The organism is Streptomyces pathocidini (genome assembly GCF_001418495.1).
Taxonomy (GTDB): Bacteria; Actinomycetota; Actinomycetes; order Streptomycetales; family Streptomycetaceae; genus Streptomyces; species Streptomyces pathocidini.
On sequence record NZ_LIQY01000352.1, the window covers coordinates 1 to 18,969 of the forward strand.

The 18,969-nt window shown below is 70.4% G+C and carries 17 protein-coding genes and 1 tRNA gene; 8 read left to right on the forward strand and 10 right to left on the reverse strand.

Annotated features, from left to right (window positions below; translation table 11 throughout):
• Positions 1–519: DUF445 family protein (locus AOK16_RS17025; protein WP_276202509.1), on the reverse strand; the 519-nt coding region annotated here is incomplete at its 3' end.
• Positions 520–825: 306 nt separating this feature from the next.
• Between AOK16_RS17025 and AOK16_RS17030 the strand changes: the two genes are divergently transcribed.
• Positions 826–2,136, forward strand: coding sequence for an SGNH/GDSL hydrolase family protein (locus AOK16_RS17030; protein ID WP_055473095.1), 1,311 nt, complete (start codon positions 826–828; stop codon positions 2,134–2,136).
• A 204-nt stretch (positions 2,137–2,340) separates the two neighbouring features.
• Here AOK16_RS17030 and AOK16_RS17035 read toward each other — a convergent pair whose 3' ends face one another.
• A complete protein-coding gene (locus AOK16_RS17035) occupies positions 2,341–3,021 on the reverse strand; it encodes a DUF1707 SHOCT-like domain-containing protein (protein WP_055473096.1) in 681 nt (226 codons plus the stop codon).
• Between the two features lie 347 nt (positions 3,022–3,368).
• Between AOK16_RS17035 and AOK16_RS17040 the strand changes: the two genes are divergently transcribed.
• Complete coding sequence (locus tag AOK16_RS17040; protein WP_079101483.1) at positions 3,369–5,609, forward strand: transglycosylase domain-containing protein; 2,241 nt, start codon at positions 3,369–3,371, stop codon at positions 5,607–5,609.
• An 84-nt stretch (positions 5,610–5,693) separates the two neighbouring features.
• Here AOK16_RS17040 and AOK16_RS17045 read toward each other — a convergent pair whose 3' ends face one another.
• Together AOK16_RS17045 and AOK16_RS17050 are read right to left on the reverse strand one after the other, a co-directional pair.
• Positions 5,694–5,996 carry a GroES family chaperonin gene (locus AOK16_RS17045; protein WP_055473105.1) on the reverse strand — a complete coding sequence of 101 codons (303 nt, stop codon included), beginning with the start codon at positions 5,994–5,996 and terminating at the stop codon, positions 5,694–5,696.
• A gap of 130 nt (positions 5,997–6,126) precedes the next feature.
• Positions 6,127–6,447 carry a DUF3618 domain-containing protein gene (locus AOK16_RS17050; RefSeq protein ID WP_055473097.1) on the reverse strand — a complete coding sequence of 107 codons (321 nt, stop codon included), beginning with the start codon at positions 6,445–6,447 and terminating at the stop codon, positions 6,127–6,129.
• A 134-nt stretch (positions 6,448–6,581) separates the two neighbouring features.
• Here AOK16_RS17050 and bcp point away from each other — a divergent pair, with 134 nt between their 5' ends.
• Together bcp and AOK16_RS17060 are read left to right on the forward strand one after the other, a co-directional pair.
• A complete protein-coding gene (gene bcp, locus AOK16_RS17055) occupies positions 6,582–7,049 on the forward strand; it encodes a thioredoxin-dependent thiol peroxidase (protein WP_055473098.1) in 468 nt (155 codons plus the stop codon).
• A gap of 113 nt (positions 7,050–7,162) precedes the next feature.
• A tRNA-Leu gene (locus AOK16_RS17060) sits at positions 7,163–7,244 on the forward strand.
• Here the strand turns inward: AOK16_RS17060 and rdgB are convergent.
• The 4 genes from rdgB to AOK16_RS17080 all read right to left on the reverse strand — a co-directional run bounded on the left by rdgB (position 7,196) and on the right by AOK16_RS17080 (position 9,666).
• On the reverse strand, positions 7,196–7,843 hold the full coding sequence (gene rdgB, locus AOK16_RS17065; protein ID WP_055473106.1) for an RdgB/HAM1 family non-canonical purine NTP pyrophosphatase: 648 nt from the start codon (positions 7,841–7,843) through the stop codon (positions 7,196–7,198). The genes AOK16_RS17060 and rdgB overlap by 49 nt on opposite strands.
• Before the next feature lie 103 nt (positions 7,844–7,946).
• Complete coding sequence (locus tag AOK16_RS17070; protein ID WP_055473099.1) at positions 7,947–8,342, reverse strand: hypothetical protein; 396 nt, start codon at positions 8,340–8,342, stop codon at positions 7,947–7,949.
• A gap of 152 nt (positions 8,343–8,494) precedes the next feature.
• Positions 8,495–9,226 (reverse strand): ribonuclease PH, encoded by a 732-nt coding sequence (gene rph / locus AOK16_RS17075; protein ID WP_055473100.1) that lies wholly within the window; start codon positions 9,224–9,226, stop codon positions 8,495–8,497.
• A gap of 119 nt (positions 9,227–9,345) precedes the next feature.
• Entirely contained in the window at positions 9,346–9,666 is a 321-nt protein-coding gene (locus AOK16_RS17080; protein ID WP_079101484.1) for a PTS sugar transporter subunit IIB, read from the reverse strand.
• A gap of 131 nt (positions 9,667–9,797) precedes the next feature.
• Between AOK16_RS17080 and AOK16_RS17085 the strand changes: the two genes are divergently transcribed.
• Complete coding sequence (locus AOK16_RS17085) at positions 9,798–11,069, forward strand: PTS transporter subunit EIIC (protein ID WP_055473102.1); 1,272 nt, start codon at positions 9,798–9,800, stop codon at positions 11,067–11,069.
• Between the two features lie 330 nt (positions 11,070–11,399).
• On the forward strand, positions 11,400–12,674 hold the full coding sequence (locus AOK16_RS17090; RefSeq protein WP_055473103.1) for a PTS transporter subunit EIIC: 1,275 nt from the start codon (positions 11,400–11,402) through the stop codon (positions 12,672–12,674).
• A gap of 255 nt (positions 12,675–12,929) precedes the next feature.
• On the opposite strand, the gene lysX is transcribed toward AOK16_RS17090, so the two are convergent.
• Complete coding sequence (gene lysX / locus AOK16_RS17095; RefSeq protein WP_079101485.1) at positions 12,930–16,322, reverse strand: bifunctional lysylphosphatidylglycerol synthetase/lysine--tRNA ligase LysX; 3,393 nt, start codon at positions 16,320–16,322, stop codon at positions 12,930–12,932.
• A 73-nt stretch (positions 16,323–16,395) separates the two neighbouring features.
• Between lysX and AOK16_RS17100 the strand changes: the two genes are divergently transcribed.
• Positions 16,396–17,328, forward strand: coding sequence for a hypothetical protein (locus tag AOK16_RS17100; protein WP_205627708.1), 933 nt, complete (start codon positions 16,396–16,398; stop codon positions 17,326–17,328).
• An 18-nt stretch (positions 17,329–17,346) separates the two neighbouring features.
• On the opposite strand, the gene AOK16_RS17105 is transcribed toward AOK16_RS17100, so the two are convergent.
• Positions 17,347–18,099, reverse strand: coding sequence for an MBL fold metallo-hydrolase (locus AOK16_RS17105; protein ID WP_055473104.1), 753 nt, complete (start codon positions 18,097–18,099; stop codon positions 17,347–17,349).
• A gap of 235 nt (positions 18,100–18,334) precedes the next feature.
• On the opposite strand from AOK16_RS17105, the gene AOK16_RS17110 reads away from it, so the two are divergent.
• Positions 18,335–18,838: a type II toxin-antitoxin system PemK/MazF family toxin gene (locus AOK16_RS17110; protein WP_055473108.1), complete on the forward strand. Its 504-nt coding sequence runs from the start codon at positions 18,335–18,337 to the stop codon at positions 18,836–18,838.
• Positions 18,839–18,969: the final 131 nt, after the last annotated feature.

The window sequence follows — 18,969 nt, forward strand, 5'->3', positions numbered from 1 at the left end:
GGCGGTCACACGGTCGGCGTTCGCCGGTTCGGCCAGCCAGGCGCCCAGGCGTCTGCTGACGCCGACCGCGCGCAGCCGCTGCCGTACGACGTCCGAGGACAGGAAGTTCTCACCGACGAAATCGCCCAAGGTGCGGCCCAGGGTGTCCTTCTTGGTTGGAATGATCGCGGTGTGCGGGATGGGCAGGCCCATGGGGCGGCGGAAGAGCGCGGTCACCGCGAACCAGTCGGCCAGCGCGCCGACCATGCCCGCCTCCGCCGCCGCCGCGACATAGCCGGGCCAGCCCTCCGCCCCCGCGTTCTGCCGCCACTTGGCAAACGCGTAGACCAGCGCGACCGCCAGCAGCATTCCGGTCGCGATGGCCTTCATACGGCGCACGCCGCGGCGCCGTTCCTCGTCCGCTGGATTGAAGGCGAACGCACCCCGTGGGGCGGCGGATGAGGCGGCTCCCGGGTGGGCATCCTCCAACCGACCCGGTTCGCCGGGTTCTCCGGCTTGATCCGTCTTCATCCGATCCATCCGTTCCGTTCGCTCCCGCCGTTCCATTCGCTCCGGCCGCCGATTCACCCACCGCCGTCTGTGAGCTGCTACCTGAACTACTCCTGGAACGAACGATTGGTTCCCGACGTCCGTACAGAGCGGGTGGTCCCGGCCCCTGACCGGACACTCACCCCGCTTATGGGATCATGATGGGTCGAACCGGGCGCCACCGCAGTCGCCGTCGACCCGTTGTCATCGTTGACACACCCGTGGTCACAGTCGAACCCGTGGTCACACCTGCCGAACGGAGCTATACGCTCCCCTGTCCGAGGAGACTCGCCGAGCATGACCAAGCGCCATGGTTATGCCCTGCTCGCCGCGCTCGCGGCGGTGGTGGTGGTCATCTCCACCGCGATATACCTCGGGGTCGGCGGCAGCGGCGGCGAGAGCCTGAACCAAGCCACCGCCCGCAAACCCCGAAGCGCGGCCCCCGCCTCCGCAGGCATCTGGGTCGGCACCTGGGCGGCCTCGCCCGCGTCCGCCGAACCCAACACCCCCAACGGCTATGCCGGCATGTCGATCCGGAACGTCATCCACACCAGCGTCGGCGGCAACGGTGCCCGCGTCGAGCTGTCGAATCTGTACGGCAATCAGCCGCTGACGATCACCCACGCCTCGATCGCGGTCGCCACCGCGCCCAGCGACCCGACCGCAGCGGCGGGCAGCATGCGCCGGCTGACCTTCGGCGGCGACACGGGCGTGACGATCCCGGTCGGCGAGTCCGTCACCAGCGACCCGGCCAGGCTGGACGTCCCCCCGGCCGCGGACCTGCTGGTCACCACGTACTCCCCCACCCCGTCAGGCCCGGTCACCTACCACCCGCACGCCCGCCAGACCTCCTTCCTCGCGCGCGGCGACCGGGCGGAGGACACGGCGGGTACGGCGTACACCGAGCAGACCCCGTCCTGGCGCTATCTCACCGCCGTGGACGTGCTGACGACCGAGGCGCGCGGCTCGGTCGTCCTCCTCGGCGACTCGATCACCGACGGCATCACCTCGACCGCCGGGGGCAACCGCCGCTTCCCCGACTTCCTGGCCGAACGGCTGCGCAGCGAGCCCGGAGCGCCCCGGTACGGCGTGCTCAACCAGGGCATCAGCGGCAATCGCGTGCTCAGCGACGGCCGCCGGTTCCCACCCGACAACCCCAGCGCGCTGAACCGGCTCACCCGTGACGTGCTGTCCGCCTCGGGTGTGCGCGCGGTTGTCGTCGAGCTCGGTGTGAACGACATTCTCCGCACTCCGCACGTGACCGACCCGAGGCAGATCACCGACGGGCTGCGCAGCCTCGTCCGGCAGGCCCATGCGCGAGGGCTGCGGGTCACCGGCGGGACGCTGATGCCCTTCGGCGGGCACCGCGGCTTCACACCCCAGCTGAACGCCGTGCGGGAGCAGGTCAACGCGGAGATCCGGGCGGGGCGGGTGTTCGACGAGGTCGTGGACTTCGACCAGGCGCTGCGGGATCCGGTGGACCCGCAGCGACTCGATCCCCGCTACGACTCGGGCGACCATCTGCACCCGAGCGACGAGGGCTATCGGGCGATGGCGGCGGCGCTGAACCTGTCGCACCTGCGGGGATCGGCGTCGGCACGGCTCTGACCTGTGGAGGAGCCAGCTCGGAGGACCCGGGAAAGCGGGGATCGGGCGGGTGGAAACCTGGCGGGCGTGAAATCCGCCGGGCGGGATCGGGAACCCGGCATCGGCGGGCGGTGTATCAGAGGCAGAACCGCAGCAAGCCACGGGGGAGTGATCCAGATGCCCGAGATCTGTATGCCCGAGTTCCGTACCTCAGCTACCGAGTTGTCAGCCGCCGAGCTCCTTGCTCTGCTCGCGCTCGGCTTTCAACCGCCGCCGCTCCGCCCTGGTCGGCTTCCGCTCCACGCCGACCCCGCCCCAGAAGGCGAGGCCGGTGACGACCACGCGGGGCGCGCCGGGCTCCGGGGGTCCCGAGGCAGTGATGTGGTCGAAGCCGCCCATGATGCCAATGCCGCGTACGTCGACCTCGACTCCCGGCGGCACGACGACGTCGATTCCGCCCATGATCGCGAAGCACCGGATCACGACTTCCCGGTCCTCGAAGCGGGCCTCGCGCAGGTCGATCTCGCCTCCGCCCCAGAAGGCGAACGAGGTGAAGCGGCGCGCCACCGTCCAATGCCCCTTGCGCTGGAAACCGCTCATGATCGCGACTCCGACCGACGAGCTGCTGCCCGTGGAGCCGATGCGCTCGGCCCACCCCCGCAAGGCCTCCTGGTCCCGTACGGCCGCGGTGCGGGGGGAGTCCGCCGCGGGCAGGTCCCGGGTCAACGGCTCCAGCTCCGCGTATGTACGAGCCCGGTACGCGGCGCCCAGCCGCTCGTCGAATTCGGCCATGTCCAGACGGCCTTCGGCGAGGGCGTCACGCAGGACCTCGGCGACCCGGTCGCGGTCGGCATCGGAGGCCCGCAGCTCCGGCAGGTCGGGGCGCTCAGGGCGTTCGCTGCTCATGGCAGCAGCCTATGCGGGCCGGGGCGTTCCTCCCAGGGGGTGGGGCGGCGGGCCCAGCCTCCGGGCGGCGGTCGTCCACAGCACCGGAACGGTGGGCGCCCGCACCGCCGGAACGACCACTCGCGAACCGTCCCCGCCGCACGGGCCACCCCGGCCCGCGCCAAAGGGAGCGAGCCCCGCCAAGGGCGCGGCCCCGCTGCCATCGGTTATTCACGCGATGGGGTGGTTTGACGGGGCCGATCGGCCCGTCCCGGGGCGGTCCCGGGAGCGCGGCGCCCGATTCGTGCAGGTCGGATGCGACAGTTCCACACGGGTCTTACGAACGTGGCCGAGGAGTCCCAACCCACATGATCAGCGATCCGCAGGTGCAGACCGACCGAAGTGACGACTCCCCCGCACAACCCCAGGGTGCCGGGCGTCCGACCAGGCCCAGGCGGTCGGCGCTGCGCCGACTCGTACCCACCTGGCGCGTCGCACTGGGCGGGTTCCTGCTCCTTCTGCTGCTCCTCACCGGCGGCCTGATCGCGGGCTACATGCTGGTGCACATCCCGCCCGCCAACGCGGCGGCGGTCAAGCAGTCCAATGTGTACCTGTACGCGGACGGTTCCCCGCTGGCCCGGGACGGCGAGGTCAACCGCGAGAACGTGCCGCTCGCCCAGGTCCCCAGATCGGTGCAGCAAGCGGTGCTCTCGGCGGAGGACCGCGACTTCTACACCGAGCCCGCCATCGACGTGATGGCCATGATCCGCGGCGCCTGGAACACCGTCACCGGCAAGGGCAAGCAGTCCGGATCCACGATCACCCAGCAGTACGTCAAGAACTACTACCTGGCGCAGGAGCAGACGGTCACCCGCAAGGTGAAGGAGTTCTTCATCGCGATCAAGCTCGACCGCGAGAAGTCCAAGGAGCACATCCTCACCGGCTATCTGAACACCAGTTACTTCGGGCGCAACGCCTACGGCATCCAGGCCGCCGCCCAGGCGTACTACGGCAAGGCCGCCGATCGGCTCACCACCGCGGAGGGTGCCTACCTGGCCGCGCTGCTCAACGCCCCCAGCGCGTACGACGTCGAAACCCACCCGGAGAACAGGGCCAGGGCGGAGGCGCGTTGGAACTATGTCCTGGACGGCATGGTCAAGGAGGACTGGCTCGCCCAGTCCGAGCGCGCCGGGATGGTGTTCCCCAAGCCCGGCAAGACCAAGGTGCCCCCGGGGATGTCGGGGCAGCGCGGCTATCTCGTCGAGGCCATCAACAGCTACCTCGTCGGCAACGCCGTCATCGACGAGGACACCCTCCAGGCGGGCGGTTACCGCATCACCACCACGCTGCAGAAGCGGAAGCAGAACGCCCTGCGCGAGGCGGTCACGGACCAGTTGATGGACGGGCTGAGCGACTCACGGCCCGTCGACCGCTACGTCAGGGCGGGCGGCGCCTCGATCGATCCGCGGACCGGCAAGGTCGTCGCCATGTTCGGCGGTGTCGACTACACGAAGCAGTTCGTCAACAACGCCACCCGGCGTGACTACCAGGTCGGTTCCACGTTCAAGCCGTTCGTGTTCGCCTCGGCGGTCCAGAACGGCTCGACCACTCTGGACGGCCGCAGGATCACCCCGAGCACCACCTACGACGGCAGCAACAGGCGTCAGGTGCAGAGCAGAAACGGTCCCACCGGCTACCGCCCGGCCAACGAGGACGACGTCGACTACGGGCAGATCACCGTCGCCGAGGCCACCGACAAGTCCGTCAACGCCGTGTATGCGCAGATGGGCGAGGACGTCGGTCCCGACAACGTGAAGAAGACCGCGGTCGGCCTGGGCATCCCCAAGGACGCCCCGGGTCTCGCCGAGGCTCAGCAGTCCGTCGGCCTCGGCGTGGTCAACGCCAGCGTCCTGGACATGACCAAGGCGTACGCGACCCTGGCCAACCACGGAAGGCACGGCAAGTACACCCTGGTCGAGGAGATCACCAGGGGCGGCGAGCGGGTGTCGCTGCATGGGACGCCGGGCGGCGGCCAGGCCATCACGCGCGAGGCCGCCGACACCACGACCTCGATCCTGCAGAGCGTGGTCCAGAAGGGCACCGGCACGGCGGCCCAGATCGGCCGCCCGGCCGCAGGCAAGACCGGTACAGCGGAGAACGACAAGGCCGCCTGGTTCGCCGGCTACACGCCCGACCTCGCGACCGTGGTGGCCGTCATGGGCCAGGACCCGGAGAACGGGGAGCAGAAGCCGCTCTACGGGGCGGGCGGGCTCGGCCGCGTCAACGGCGGCGACTATCCGGCGCAGATCTGGAGCCAGTACATGGCCGAGGCGCTGGTGAACACACCAGCCTCGTCCTTCGATCTCCGCATGCAGAGTGGGGCCTCCATGCCGGACCTGTCGTCCGGCTCCCCGTCCGAGTCGTCCTCCGAGTCCGGCGGCGCCTCGCCCCCGGACAACCCCTCGGGCTCCGCCCCGGCCGAGGAGGAAGAGGAGATCACGAGCTCGGACAACCCCAAGCCGCCCACGGACTCACCGAGTTCACCGGCGAGCGGTCCGAGCTCCCCGGCCACCCCACGGGAAGACGACGACTTCTTCCCCGACTTCTAGCGGAATCCCAGCGGAATCCGGGGCCGTCGGCGGAGTGCGGAACCGCCGGCGGCTCCGAGGCGTTCCACAAGTACCGCCTCCGCGCTACAGGTACAGCCCCGTCGAGTCCTCCGAGCCCTCCAGCCGCTCCGCCGCCACCGCGTGCAGATCCCGCTCCCGCATCAGCACGTACGCCACCCCGCGCACCTCGACCTCGGCCCGGTCCTCCGGGTCGTACAGCACCCGGTCCCCCGGCTCCACGGTCCGCACGTTCTGCCCGACCGCGACGACCTCCGCCCAGGCGAGTCGGCGGCCGACCGCCGCGGTCGCCGGGATGACGATGCCGCCGCTGGACCGGCGCTCGCCCTCGGGGATGTCGGTGCGGACCAGCACCCGGTCGTGCAGCATCCGGATGGGCAGCTTGTCGTGGGAAGGGTTCTCGCTCACGGCCCAGACGGTACCTGCCCACGCCTCACAGGGCACGGGCAGGTGGATTCCGCCCCCCCGGTCGGGTCTCAGCGGACGGGTACGGCGGGCGTCAGCGACCGCGCCTGCGGGTGGAGGCCGCCAGCAGGCCGACGACCGCGACCGCGGCCAACGCCACCGGAACGATCCGCTCCAGCCGGGGCGAGCCGTCCTCGGAGACGAACTTGCCGCGCACTCCGGACACGGCGCGGTTCGCCGCCACGTACGCCCGGCCCGCCGTGCGGTCCACGGCCGAGGCCGCTCTCGCCTTCGCGTCGCCCACGATCGTCTTGGGGTGCACCCGCACCGCGATCTCGTCGAGCTTGGTCGCGAGCTCCTCGCGCCTGCGGACAATGTCCGCCTCGATCTGCGCCGGGGTCCTGGCTTCCGACACCGCGCTGCCTCCGTTGTGTTGTGCCATACGTGGCAACAGTCTGTCAGCTCGGCCGGGGCCGCGCCCCATGGCACCCCCGTCACCGCGGCTAATCTCTGGGGTAGTTCCACGATCCGACGAGGAGAGCCAGAGCCATGAGCGAGCGACTGCAGACCGGCGACACCGCCCCCGCGTTCACCCTGCCCGATGCCGACGGCAACGAGATCTCGCTCGCCGACCACGCGGGCCGCAAAGTCATCGTCTACTTCTACCCGGCCGCCCTCACCCCGGGCTGCACCAAGCAGGCCTGCGACTTCACCGACAACCTGGAATTGCTGACCGGCGCCGGATACGACGTCATCGGCGTCTCGCCCGACAAGCCCGAGAAGCTCGCGAAGTTCCGCGACAAGGAGGACCTCAAGGTCACGCTGGTCGGCGACCCGTCCAAGGAGACGCTCAGCGCGTACGGCGCCTTCGGCGAGAAGAAGCTCTACGGCAAGACCGTCACGGGCGTCATCCGCTCCACCGTCATCGTCGACGAGCAGGGCAAGGTCGAGCGGGCCCTCTACAACGTGAAGGCCACCGGACACGTCGCCAAGCTGATCAAGGATCTCGGCATCTGAGACCAGGAGGAGGCCGCGGCGCTGGTCGCGGCGCAGGACGACAGGCAGGTGCCGGAACCCGGGTTCCGACCGGGGTCCCTGCGGGCTCTCCGGTTTGAGTAGGATTCCGGTGCGCGCGAGTGCCGGAATTGGTAGACGGGACGGCTTTAGGTGCCGGTGTCTTCGGACGTGGGGGTTCGAGTCCCCCCTCGCGCACCCAGCAGGTCCCGGATCACGGGCACCAGTGCCCGGAACGCCTTCCCGCGATGGCTGATCGCGTTCTTCTCCTCGGGTGTCAGCTGCGCGCAGGTCCGTGACTCGCCCTCCGGCTGGAGGATCGGGTCGTAGCCGAAACCGCCGGTGCCCGCGGGGGCGTGGCGGAGGGTTCCGGGGAGCCGGCCCTCGACGACGCGTTCGGTGCCGTCGGGGAGGGCGAGGGCGGCCGCGCAGGCGAAGTGGGCTCCGCGGTGCGGGTCGGTGATGTCGGCGAGTTGGGCCAGGAGCAGGTCGAGGTTGGCCTTGTCGTCGCCGTGCCGGCCGGCCCAGCGGGCGGAGAAGATGCCAGGGACGCCGCCGAGCACGTCCACACACAGGCCCGAGTCATCGGCGATGGCCGGGAGGCCGGTGGCCCGGGCGAGGGCGTGCGCCTTGAGGAGGGCGTTCTCGGCGAAGGTGACCCCGGTCTCCGGGACGTCCGGAACCTCGGGGTACTCCTCGGCGCCGACGAGTTCGACGGACAGGCCCGCGCCCTTGAGGATGGCGCGCAATTCGGACACCTTGTTGGCGTTGCGGGTGGCGAGGATCAGACGCTGCATGCGGCGATTATCCAGGAGGCTTCCGGCCCCGGGGCCGCCCGCCCGGAGGGAGCCCCGGCCGGGAAGCTGCTCCGGCCGGGAGTCGTACGGGAGTCCGCGGGCCTTATTCCGGCGAGCAGGTCTTGGTCACCTCCGCCGCGGCGTCCGTGATCGGCGTGATGTCCGGGCTCTTGCCCTGCTCGATGGCGTTGCGGGCGCTGTCGACGCCCTTGCCCATGTCGTCAACGGCCTTGCCGAGATCCCCGTTGTCGGTCTGGTCGCCCAGCTTGTCGAGGTTCTTGTCGATCCGGTCGAGCGCCTGCTGGGCCTCGAGCGGGTTGTCGGCGGCGTCGGAGGCGGCCTGCTGGAGGTCGGCGACGCTGCTGGAGATCGCGGAGGCCGTACGGGCGCAGTCCAGCGCCGTGTCGACGGCGCCGCACGCGCTCAGCACGGGCACGGCGAGGACGACGGCGGTCGCGGCCGCGATGGCGGTGTAGTGACGTCGGAGGCGCGGGGCCATGGTGTGGGTCCCTCCTGGAAGTTGTGGACACGCGGTGCGGGGCAGGGCATACGGCTGCGCGTGCGCCCGCACCCACCTGGACGTTCGGAAACTCGGCGGAGTTCCTGGCTCCGCATCCGGCCGACTTTCGGCCGTTTCGGCCGTTTCGCCCGCTACAGCGGCTTGGCCAAGGCCTCGCGCTGGATCGAGTCGAGTCGGGTGCAGCCGGCCACCGCCAGGTCGAGGAGAGCGTTGAGCTCCTCACGGGCGAACGGCACGCCCTCCGCGGTGCCCTGGACCTCGACGAAGCGGCCGTCGCCGGTACAGACGACGTTCATGTCGGTCTCGGCGCGCACGTCCTCCTCGTAGCAGAGGTCGAGGAGCGGCACACCGTCGACGATGCCGACGCTGACGGCCGAGACGGTGCCGGTGAGCGGCTTGCGGCCGTGCTTGATCAGCTTCTTGGACTGGGCCCAGGCGACCGCGTCGGCCAGCGCCACGTAGGCGCCGGTGATCGCGGCCGTACGCGTGCCGCCGTCGGCCTGGAGGACGTCGCAGTCCAGGACGACGGTGTTCTCGCCGAGCGCCTTGAAGTCGATGACGGCGCGCAGAGAGCGGCCGATGAGCCGGGAGATCTCGTGGGTGCGGCCGCCGATCTTGCCCTTGACAGACTCGCGGTCGCCGCGGGTGTTGGTGGAGCGGGGCAGCATCGCGTATTCGGCGGTGACCCAGCCCTCGCCGCTGCCCTTGCGCCAGCGCGGCACACCTTCGGTGACGCTGGCGGTGCACAGGACCTTGGTGTCGCCGAAGGAGACGAGCACCGAGCCCTCGGCGTGCTTGCTCCATCCGCGCTCGATGGTGACGGGGCGCAGCTGGTCGGGGGTCCGACCGTCGATACGAGACATGGGGACGACCCTATCGGCTGCGCCGAGGGCCCCGTTCCGATGCGGGGGCGCAGGCGGAACGGGGCCCTCGGGCGCGTGAGTTCAGGCCGGTTTCGGTCGATCTCGGGCAGCTGAGCCGCTCACATCATGTCTTCGATGTCGGCGGCGACCGGGTCGGCGTCGGTGCCGATGACGACCTGGATCGCGGTGCCCATCTTGACGACGCCGTGCGCGCCCGCGGCCTTGAGCGCGGCCTCGTCGACGAGGGAGGCGTCCTCGACCTCGGTGCGGAGCCGGGTAATGCAGCCCTCGACCTCGACGATGTTCTCGATTCCGCCGAGCCCGGCGACGATCTTCTCAGCCTTGGTGGCCATGTCCCACTCCTGCGTGTTTCGGGGCTTCGGCGCGATCGCCGACAGATATAAAACGGTAATGCACGATTGGACCCCTTTCGCGGGCATGCGTCCGCCATCTGGCGAAGGATGACGACACGGATTCCCGTGTCCGCGGCGCGGGGTCCGAACCGCGGTTCGCAACTGGTCTACACCAATTGTGGCGTCGCGGCCAAACCGCAGCCCCGGGGAGGAAGCCGATGAGTTCCGACGCCGCACCGGCCGCCCGGCAGCCGCCGGCGAAGAAGTGGACGTCGAGCCTCTTCCAGAGCCTGCAGAAGATGGGCCGCTCCCTCCAACTCCCCATCGCGGTACTGCCCGCGGCGGGTCTGCTCGTCAGCCTCGGCAACCTCTTCTCGGCGTATCTTCACGGCGACTTCTGGACCAAGACGGCCACCGTCCTCACCAAGGGTGGCACGGCCATCCTCGACGGCGCCTTCGGGCTGCCGCTGCTGTTCGCGATCGGCGTCGCCATCGGCTTCGCACGGAAGGCGGACGGCTCGACGGCGCTGGCGGCCGTGGCCGGATTCCTCGTCTACCACGGCGTGCTGTCGGCCTTCCCGATCGGCGGCTCGATCGACAAGGCCCACCCCGAGGGCGTGCCGCAGAACCCGGGAGTCCTGGGCGGCATCCTCATCGGGTTGCTGACCGCGGTCATCTGGCAGCGCTACCACCGTACGAAGCTGGTGGACTGGCTCGGCTTCTTCAACGGCCGGCGGCTCGTACCGATCATCATGGCCTTCGTCTGCTGCGTCCTGGGGGTGGCCTTCGGCCTGCTCTGGCAACCGGTCGGGGACGCGCTGACCGCGTTCAGCAGGCAGCTGATCGACCTGGGGGCGTGGGGCGCGGGGATCTTCGGAGTCGCGAACCGGCTGCTGATCCCGGTCGGCATGCACCAGTTCCTGAACACCTTCTTCTGGTTCCAGGCGGGCAACTACACCACCCCGGACGGACAGACGGTCCAGGGCGACCTGACGCGGTTCTTCGCGGAGGACCCGAATGCGGGGCAGTTCATGTCGGGCTTCTTCCCGATCATGATGTTCGGCCTGCCCGCGGCGGCGCTCGCCATCGCGCACGCCGCGCGACCGCAGCACCGCAAGGCCGTGCTCGGGATGATGATCTCGGTCGCGCTGACCTCGTTCGTCACCGGCGTGACCGAGCCGCTGGAGTTCTCCTTCCTCTTCGCGGCGCCCGTGCTGTACGGGATCCACGCCCTGCTGACCGGCGCCTCGATGGCGATCACCTGGGCTCTCGGCGTACACGCGGGCTTCAGTTTCTCCGCCGGACTGATCGACTACATCGTCAACTGGCACCTGGACACCAAACCGTGGCTGATCATCCCGATCGGGCTGTGCTTCGCGGTGGTGTACTACGTGGTCTTCCGCGTCGTGATCGGCGTGTTCAACCTGCCAACTCCGGGCAGGGAAGCGGAAGATGTGGAGCGTGAGGTCGAGAGGGGCGTCACGGAGTAGTCCGGATCACTGCTTGTGGGGCCGGGCTTCCGCGGGCTTCGGGGCCGGGGCTGCGCGGCTTCTGGGGCCGAGGCTCCGCGGCTCCCAAGGCTGAGGTTCTGCGGCTTCCGGGGCAGGCGTTTCCGGGGCGCGCGGCACGCAATGTGCGCATGCCCGGACACCTGTGACCGAAACCGCAGGAATGACTGATTCCTTATTCAGCCCTCACCGTGCTACAACAGGTCTACACCACTGAGTGGTGTAGACCACGTGGCCCAGGCCACGGAGACGCCGCCGTCTCCCCCCATTCTCTCTGTCCCCCGGCGGCGCCTTGCCCACTGGAGGAAGTTGATGTCCACGGTCAGTGCCGCCCCCGCGGCCCAGGCCCCCGGGAAGAAGAAGGGCTCCGGCGTGATGGCCGTGGCCCAGCGCCTCGGCCGCAGCCTCATGCTGCCGATCGCCGTTCTTCCCGCCGCCGCCCTGCTGATCCGCTTCGGCCAAGCCGACATGCTCGGCAGTCAGTCGCTGCCGGACTGGATCAACCGCATCGCGGAGTTCATGGCGAAGGGCGGTGCGGCGATCTTCGACAACCTGCCGCTGCTGTTCGCCGTCGGCATCGCGATCGGCTTCGCCAAGAAGTCGGACGGCTCGACCGCCCTCGCGGCCGTGGCGGGCTACCTGGTCTTCAAGGCCGTGCTCGGCACGTTCACCGACGGCAACCTGCCGAAGATCGAGGCGATCGTCGACCACAAGATGGTGATGGTGGACAAGCCGGTCGACGCCGGGGTGCTCGGCGGCGTCATCATGGGCATCGTCGTCGCCCTGCTCTACCAGCGCTTCTACCGCACCAAGCTGCCGGACTGGGCGGGCTTCTTCGGCGGCCGCCGCCTCGTCCCGATCCTGTCGGCCTTCGCCGGTCTGCTCCTCGGCATCGTCGTCGGCCTGATCTGGCCGGTTCTGGGCGCCGGCATCCACAACTTCGGTGAGTGGCTGGTCGGTTCGGGCGCGGTCGGCGCGGGCGTCTTCGGTGTCGCCAACCGCGCGCTGATCGCGGTCGGCATGCACCACCTGCTGAACTCCTTCCCCTGGTACCAGGCCGGCGAGTTCGACGGCAAGCACGGCGACATCGCCCGGTTCCTGGCCGGCGACCCAGCCGCCGGGCAGTTCATGACCGGCTTCTTCCCGATCATGATGTTCGCCCTCCCCGCGGCCGCCCTGGCCATCACGCACTGCGCCCGCCCCGAGCGCCGCAAGGTCGTCGGCGGCATGATGTTCTCCCTGGGCCTGACCGCCTTCGTCACGGGCATCACCGAGCCGATCGAGTTCACCTTCATGTTCATCGCGCCGGTGCTGTACGCGATCCACGCGGCGCTGACCGGTGTCTCGATGGCACTCACCTGGGCGCTGGGTATGCGGGACGGCTTCGGCTTCTCGGCCGGTGCCATCGACTACGTGCTGAACTTCGGCATCGCGTCCAAGCCGCTGGGCATCATCGTGGTCGGCCTCTGCTTCGCGGCGGTCTACTACGTGCTCTTCCGCTTCGCGATCGTCAAGTTCAACCTGCCGACGCCGGGCCGCGAGTCCGACGAGGAGCTGGCCGAGTTGCAGAAGGCCGAGGCCAAGTAGCACCTGGGCGGGCGCGGATTCCCGCGCTCCCCGCGAAGGCCCCCGGAACCATTGGTTCCGGGGGCCTTCGGCGTTGGCGCGGGCCTCGCTCGGCAGCGCGGATGGAACCTCGCGGCGGTGGGCGGTGTAAGAGAAGTACACAGCGCTCGGAGGCGGGCGCTCGCGGCGAGGGAGATGGCCATGGGGTGGTTGGTCGCGTGGTTCATGGCGTTGGCGCGGTGGTTCGCGGGGTCGGCGCGGTGGTTCGCGGTGGGGTCAGCGGCGGCGCACGAGGGGGAAGGGGAGGGTTTCGCGGATCGTGAGGCCGGTCAGGAACATCACCAGGCGGTCCACGCCGAGGCCGAGGCCGCCCGTCGGCGGCATGGCGTACTCGAGCGCTGTCAGGAAGTCCTCGTCCAGCTCCATCGCCTCCGGATCGCCGCCCGCGGCCAGCAGCGACTGGGCGGTGAGCCGGCGGCGCTGCTCGACGGGGTCGATCAGCTCGGAGTACGCGGTGCCGAGTTCGGTGCCGAAGGCGACCAGGTCCCAGCGCTCGGCGAGCCGCGGGTCCCCGCGGTGCTGGCGGGTCAGCGGGGAGACCTCAGTGGGGAAGTCTTTGTAGAAGGTGGGGAGTTCGGTGCGCTCCTCGACCAGCCGCTCGTACATCTCCAGGACCACATCCGCCCGGCTTTCGTCGGGGACGTACGGGACGCCGGTCCGGTCGCACAGCCGCAGCAGCGCCTCCAGCTCCGTGTCCGGTCCGATCTCTTCGCCGAGGGCCTCGGAAACGGCGCCGTAGACCGTCTTGACCGGCCAGGCACCGGAGATGTCGTGCTCGGTAACCCGCCCGTCCCCGTCCGTCTTGCGCACGACCGGGGTGCCGAGCGCGGCGGTGGCAGCGCCCTGGATGAGCTCACGCGTGAGGTCGAGCATCACGTCGTAGTCGGCGTAGGCCTGGTAGGCCTCCAGGGAGGTGAACTCCGGGTTGTGCTTGAAGGAGATGCCCTCGTTGCGGAAGTTGCGCCCCATCTCGAAGACCCGCTCGACGCCGCCGACGCACAGCCGCTTCAGATACAGCTCCGGTGCGATCCGCAGGTAGAGGTCCAGGTCGTAGGCGTTGATGTGGGTGGTGAACGGGCGGGCGTTGGCACCGCCGTGGACCTGCTGGAGCATCGGCGTCTCGACCTCCAGGAAGCCGCGGTCCAGCAGCCCCTGGCGCAGCGCCTGGACAGCCGCGGACCGGGCGCGGACGACCTCGCGCGCCTCCGGGCTGACCACGAGGTCCAGATAGCGCTGCCGGACCCTGGCCTCGGGATCGGCCAGGCCGCGCCGCTTCTCCGGCAGCGGGTGCAGGCACTTGGCGGCCAGCCGCCAAGAGGTGACGAACAGCGACAGCTCGCCGCGGTCGCTGGCCCCGATCTCGCCGGTCGCGGTGAGGTGGTCGCCGAGGTCGGTGTCGGCGCCGAAGCGGTCCAGCGCCTCTCGGCCCGTCTCGTCCTGGCTGAGGACGAGCTGGAGGTCTCCGGACCAGTCGCGGAGCACGGCGAACACGATCCCGCCCAGATCCCGGACGAGCATGATCCGTCCGATGACGGTGGCCTGCTCGCCGGTGCGGGCGCCGGGCGCGAGCGCGGGGTGCTCAGCGCGGATCCGCGCGGCGGTGTGTGTCCTGGTCCCGGCGTCCACCGGGTAGGGCTCGGCGCCGTCCGCTCGCAGCCGCTCCAGCTTCCGCCGCCGTACGCGTACTTGCTCGGGCAGGCCGGCCAGTTCGTCGACCGCCTCTCCATCGGTGCCCGAAGGCGGTCCGGCCAGGCCGAGTTCGGTGAGCGGGGGCAGGTGGTCGGTGCCGGCGGGGCGGGCGATGCCGCGTGCCCGCCGCCGGCCCCACAGGGCGTGCAGGCTCGGTACGGCGACGAAGCCCTCGGCGATGCCGGAGGCGAGGCTGATCCGGGCGAGCGAACCGGCGTCGCCATAGCAGAGGAAGCGGGGGTGCCACTCGGGCTGGTACTTGACGTTCGACCGGTAAAGGGCCTCCAGCTGCCACCACTTGGAGAAGAACAGCAGCAGTCTGCGCCAGGCACGCAACACGGGCCCCGCTCCGATCCTCGCGCCCTCCTCGAACGCGGCGCGGAAGACGGCGAAATTGAGGGAGATCCGGCGCACCCCGAGGCGCCCGGCCTGGCCGCACACCTCGGCGACCATGAACTCCATGACGCCGTTGGGCGCGCGCCGGTCCCTGCGCATCACGTCCAGCGAGATGCCGTCCCGGCCCCAGGGCACGAACGACAGCAGGGCGATCAGCCGGCCCTCCTCGTCGAAGGCCTCGACGAGGAGGCAGTCGCCGTCGGCCGGGTCGCCGAGCCTGCCCAGGGCCATCGAGAAGCCGCGCTCGGTCTCGGTGTCGCGCCAGGCGTCGGCCCGCTCGATGACGTCCTCCATCTCCTCCTCCGACAACGCGGAGTGGCGCCGTACGCGGGTGGTGGCGCCCAACCGCCGTACGCGCGTCACGGCCTGGCGGGTGACCCGCATATCGCGGCCCTCGAGGTTGAAGGTGGCCACGTTGAGGATGGCCTCGTCGCCGAGTTGGAGCGCGCTCAGGCCCGCCCGCGCGTAGGCCTTGGCGCCTTCCTCGCCCGCGCCCATCACAGCCGGGGCCCAGGCGTAGCGCTGGGCGAGGCGCAGCCACTCGGCGATCGCCGGGTCCCAGGCGCCGGGGTCGCCGACGGGGTCGCCGCTGGCCAGGCAGACCCCCGCCTCGACCCGATAGGTGACGGCGGCCTTGCCGCTGGGCGCGAAGACGACGGCCTTGTCCCGGCGGGTGGCGAAATAGCCCAGCGAGTCCTGTGCGCCGTAGGTGCCGAGGAGGGCCCGGATGCGGGGCTCCTCGTCGCCGTGCAGGGCGGCTTCCAGGCGCTGGGACCGGAAGAGTGTGGCGGCCGCGGTCAGCAGGGCGATGGCGCCGAACAGGCCCTGGAGGAAGAAGTGCCAGCGGGCGGGGCGGCCGTCGAATTGGCTGGAGGAGACGAGCCCGCCCAGGACGCGGTTGGCCGCCCACGGCAGCGACTGGCTCCGGGGCAGGTTGCCGGGGAAGGCGGCGACCAGCGCCCAGCCGAGGAGGATGGCCAGAGCCAGGCCGATGACGAGAACGAGCAGGGCCCGCCAGACCGCGCCGCGCCGGGTGTCCGCGTAGAACTCGCGGCGGGCGGCGAACAGCAGGACGAGCGCGGCCGCGCACACCACGAAGGAGGGGATGGAGTCCCAGTAGCCGGCGATCAGCAGCAGGAGGTCGGCCAGCAGCAGAAGGGCAAGGTACGCGATGACCAGCCGCCGGGCGATCTTCTTGCGGGCGGCGATGGCGGCGGCCAGCAGGGAGAGGAAGGCGGCGTAGGCGAGGTTGGCGCTGACCGGGACGGTGAGGGTGTCCAGGAAGCGGGTGAGCGGCCGCAGCAGGGCGCGCAGCGGCGCAAGGACCGCGATGACCGCGCAGTAGAGGGCGAGGGTTCCGAAGAAGGCGCCGAAGATCTGCGGGACGCGGTGCAGGAACCCGCTCTCGGTGCCCGGGAATTGCCCTCCTGGCCTTTGGGAACCGGCCCCTGGGCCCGGCTCATGCCCGGACCGGGAACCGCGTTTCCGAGCCGCTTTCCGGCTCTCGTCCGCGCTGACGCCCATGCGGCCACTTTAGGAACAGCGCTTGCGGAGCGCTCGCCGAGGAATTCCGTCAGGTGTCGGTTAGCGTTTCCATGTGGTGACGGTGATGACGATGGTGGAGTTGGCGTCGCAGAGCGGGCCGCAGGACACCTGGTTCAGCCGGAAGATCATCGGACAGGGCCTGCTGCCGCTCTTCGTCTTCCTGTGCTCCTTCATCGCCGGATTCGGCTTCATCCGCTTCAGCGTCCGCATGATCCGGGCCCAGGTCCGGTGGTGGCCGGGCAATGTGAAGCCCGGGGGGCTCCATATCCACCACGTCGTCTTCGGCGTCGTCTTTATGCTGATCAGCGGGGTTTCGTTGATCGTGGTGACCGATCCCACGAACACCGTGAAGTCGGTCCTCGCCGGGATCTTCGGGGTCGGGGCCGCCCTGGTCCTGGACGAGTTCGCGCTGATCCTGCATCTGCGGGACGTGTACTGGACGGAGGCGGGCCGGACGTCGGTGGACGCGGTCTTCGTGGCGGTCGCCCTGTGCGCACTGGTGCTACTCGGCTTCCGGCCGGTCGCACTCATCGACTGGACCGCCTACCAGTCGAACCCGACCGTCGGCAACGCACTGCTGCTGACGGGCTTCCTACTGGCCAACCTGGGACTGGCCGTGGTCACTCTCCTGAAGGGGAAGGTGTGGACGGGCCTCGCGGGGCTGTTCTTCTTCCCGCTGCTGGTGATCGGAGCGTTCCGGCTGAGCCGCCCGGAGGCACCCTGGGCGCGGTGGCGCTACCGCACCAAGCCCAAGCGGCTGGCGCGGGCGGCGCGGCGGGAGGTGAAGTGGCGCCACCCGGTGATCACCGCGAAGATCAAGTTCCAGGAGTTCCTGTCAGGGCGGCACGATCTGCCGGACCTGTTCCACGAGCGCCACCTGCGCCACCGGGAGCGGCACCGCAACCACGACCGCGGTTCCAACACCGACTCGAACGCAGACCGCCACCGCCGCGACGGCAACGGCAACGGCAACGGCAACCAGTGAGCCGTAGAACCCGGCTCGCTACAGCTCGTACACCGCACCCGTGCGGGCGAGTTCGGTGGGGCCCGGGAAGACCTCGCGGGCGTCGCGCAGGTTGATCTGCGGGTCAGTCCACGGCGGGATGTGCGTCAGCACGAGCTGCCCGACGCGCCCCCGCACCGCGTACTCGGCGGCCTCGCGGCCGTTGAGGTGCAGATCCGGCACGTCCTCCTTGCCGTGGGTGAAGGAAGCCTCGCAGAGGAAGAGGTCCGCGCCGTCGGCCAGGCGGTCCAGTGCCTCACAGGCGCCGGTGTCGCCGGAGTAGGTGAGGGCGCGCCCGCCGTGCTCGATGCGGAAGCCGTACGCCTCGACGGGGTGGGCGACCCGCTCGGCGTGGACGGTGAAGGGACCGATCGTGAAAGTGCCGGGCTTCAGGGTGCGGAAGTCGAAGACCTCGCTCATCGACTTCTCGGAGGGGGTGTCGTCGTACGCGGTGGTGAGCCGCTGCTCGGTGCCCTCGGGGCCGTAGACGGGGAGGGCGGCGGCGCGGCCGCCGTCGTGGCGGTAGTAGCGGGCCACGAAGTAGCCGCACATGTCGATGCAGTGGTCCGCGTGCAGATGGCTCAGGACGATCGCGTCGAGGTCGTAGAGACCGCAGTGGCGCTGCAGCTCGCCGAGGGCACCGTTGCCCAGGTCGATCAGCAGCCGGAAGCCGTCGGCCTCGACGAGGTAGCTCGAGCAGGCCGAGTCCGCGGACGGGAACGACCCCGAGCAGCCGACGACGGTGAGCTTCATGAAGCGGAGACCTCCGGGCTGGAGCGGACGGTTCGGGGGCGTCGCGGGAGCGTGCGGTGGTTGCGGTGCGGTGCAGTCGAGCGTAAGGCGCGTGGCGGCGGGTCGCTCCTCCACAGGCTGGTGTTGTGGGGGAACTCACCTGGCGCTTCACCGGTACGGAGGCGCCGGCCGCGCGGGGATTCGACGGCATGGGGCGGGCATCGGGGCGATGATCGCTGAGGGTACGGTTCTGGCCGTGGATACCTCGTGGTGGTGGGTGCTGGGCGCGATCGTGGTAGTGGCCGTGATCGCGGCACTGGCGGACGGTTTGAGGCGGCGCGGGCGCGGGCCCGCAGGGCCGGGACGTGAGCGGAGCGCCGCGGGCGGCCCCGGGCGCGGCGGAGTGCGCAGACCGCCCGGGCGGCGGGAGCGCGGGGGCGAGCCCGGGCAGCTGCCGCAGGCAGGCGAGATCTGGTGGGCCGAGGTGCCGTTCGAGGACGGTCCGGGGTCGAAGGACCGGCCGTGCCTGGTGCTGGCGCTGCGTGGGAAGACGGCGCTGGTCGCGAAGATCACCAGCAAGTTCCACGAGGAGCGGGACGGGGTGGTCCCGCTGCCGCCGGGCTCGGTCGGTGACGCGAGCGGCCGCGCGAGCTATCTGGAGACGGAGGAGCTGCGGGAGGTCCCGCTCAAGGACTTCCGCCGCCATGTGGGCGCGGTGGACAAGAAGGTCTGGTCCCGGGTCCGGGATCTGGCCCACTGATCCCTGCCCCGGCAACGGCAACCTCCAAGGCAACGACTACCTCCAAACCCCGGCCCATGGCCGGGGTTTGGTCTTCCACAGGCCTTTCGCGGGCATTTCGCAGGCCTTACCGAGCCGGTGGCGCCACCGGC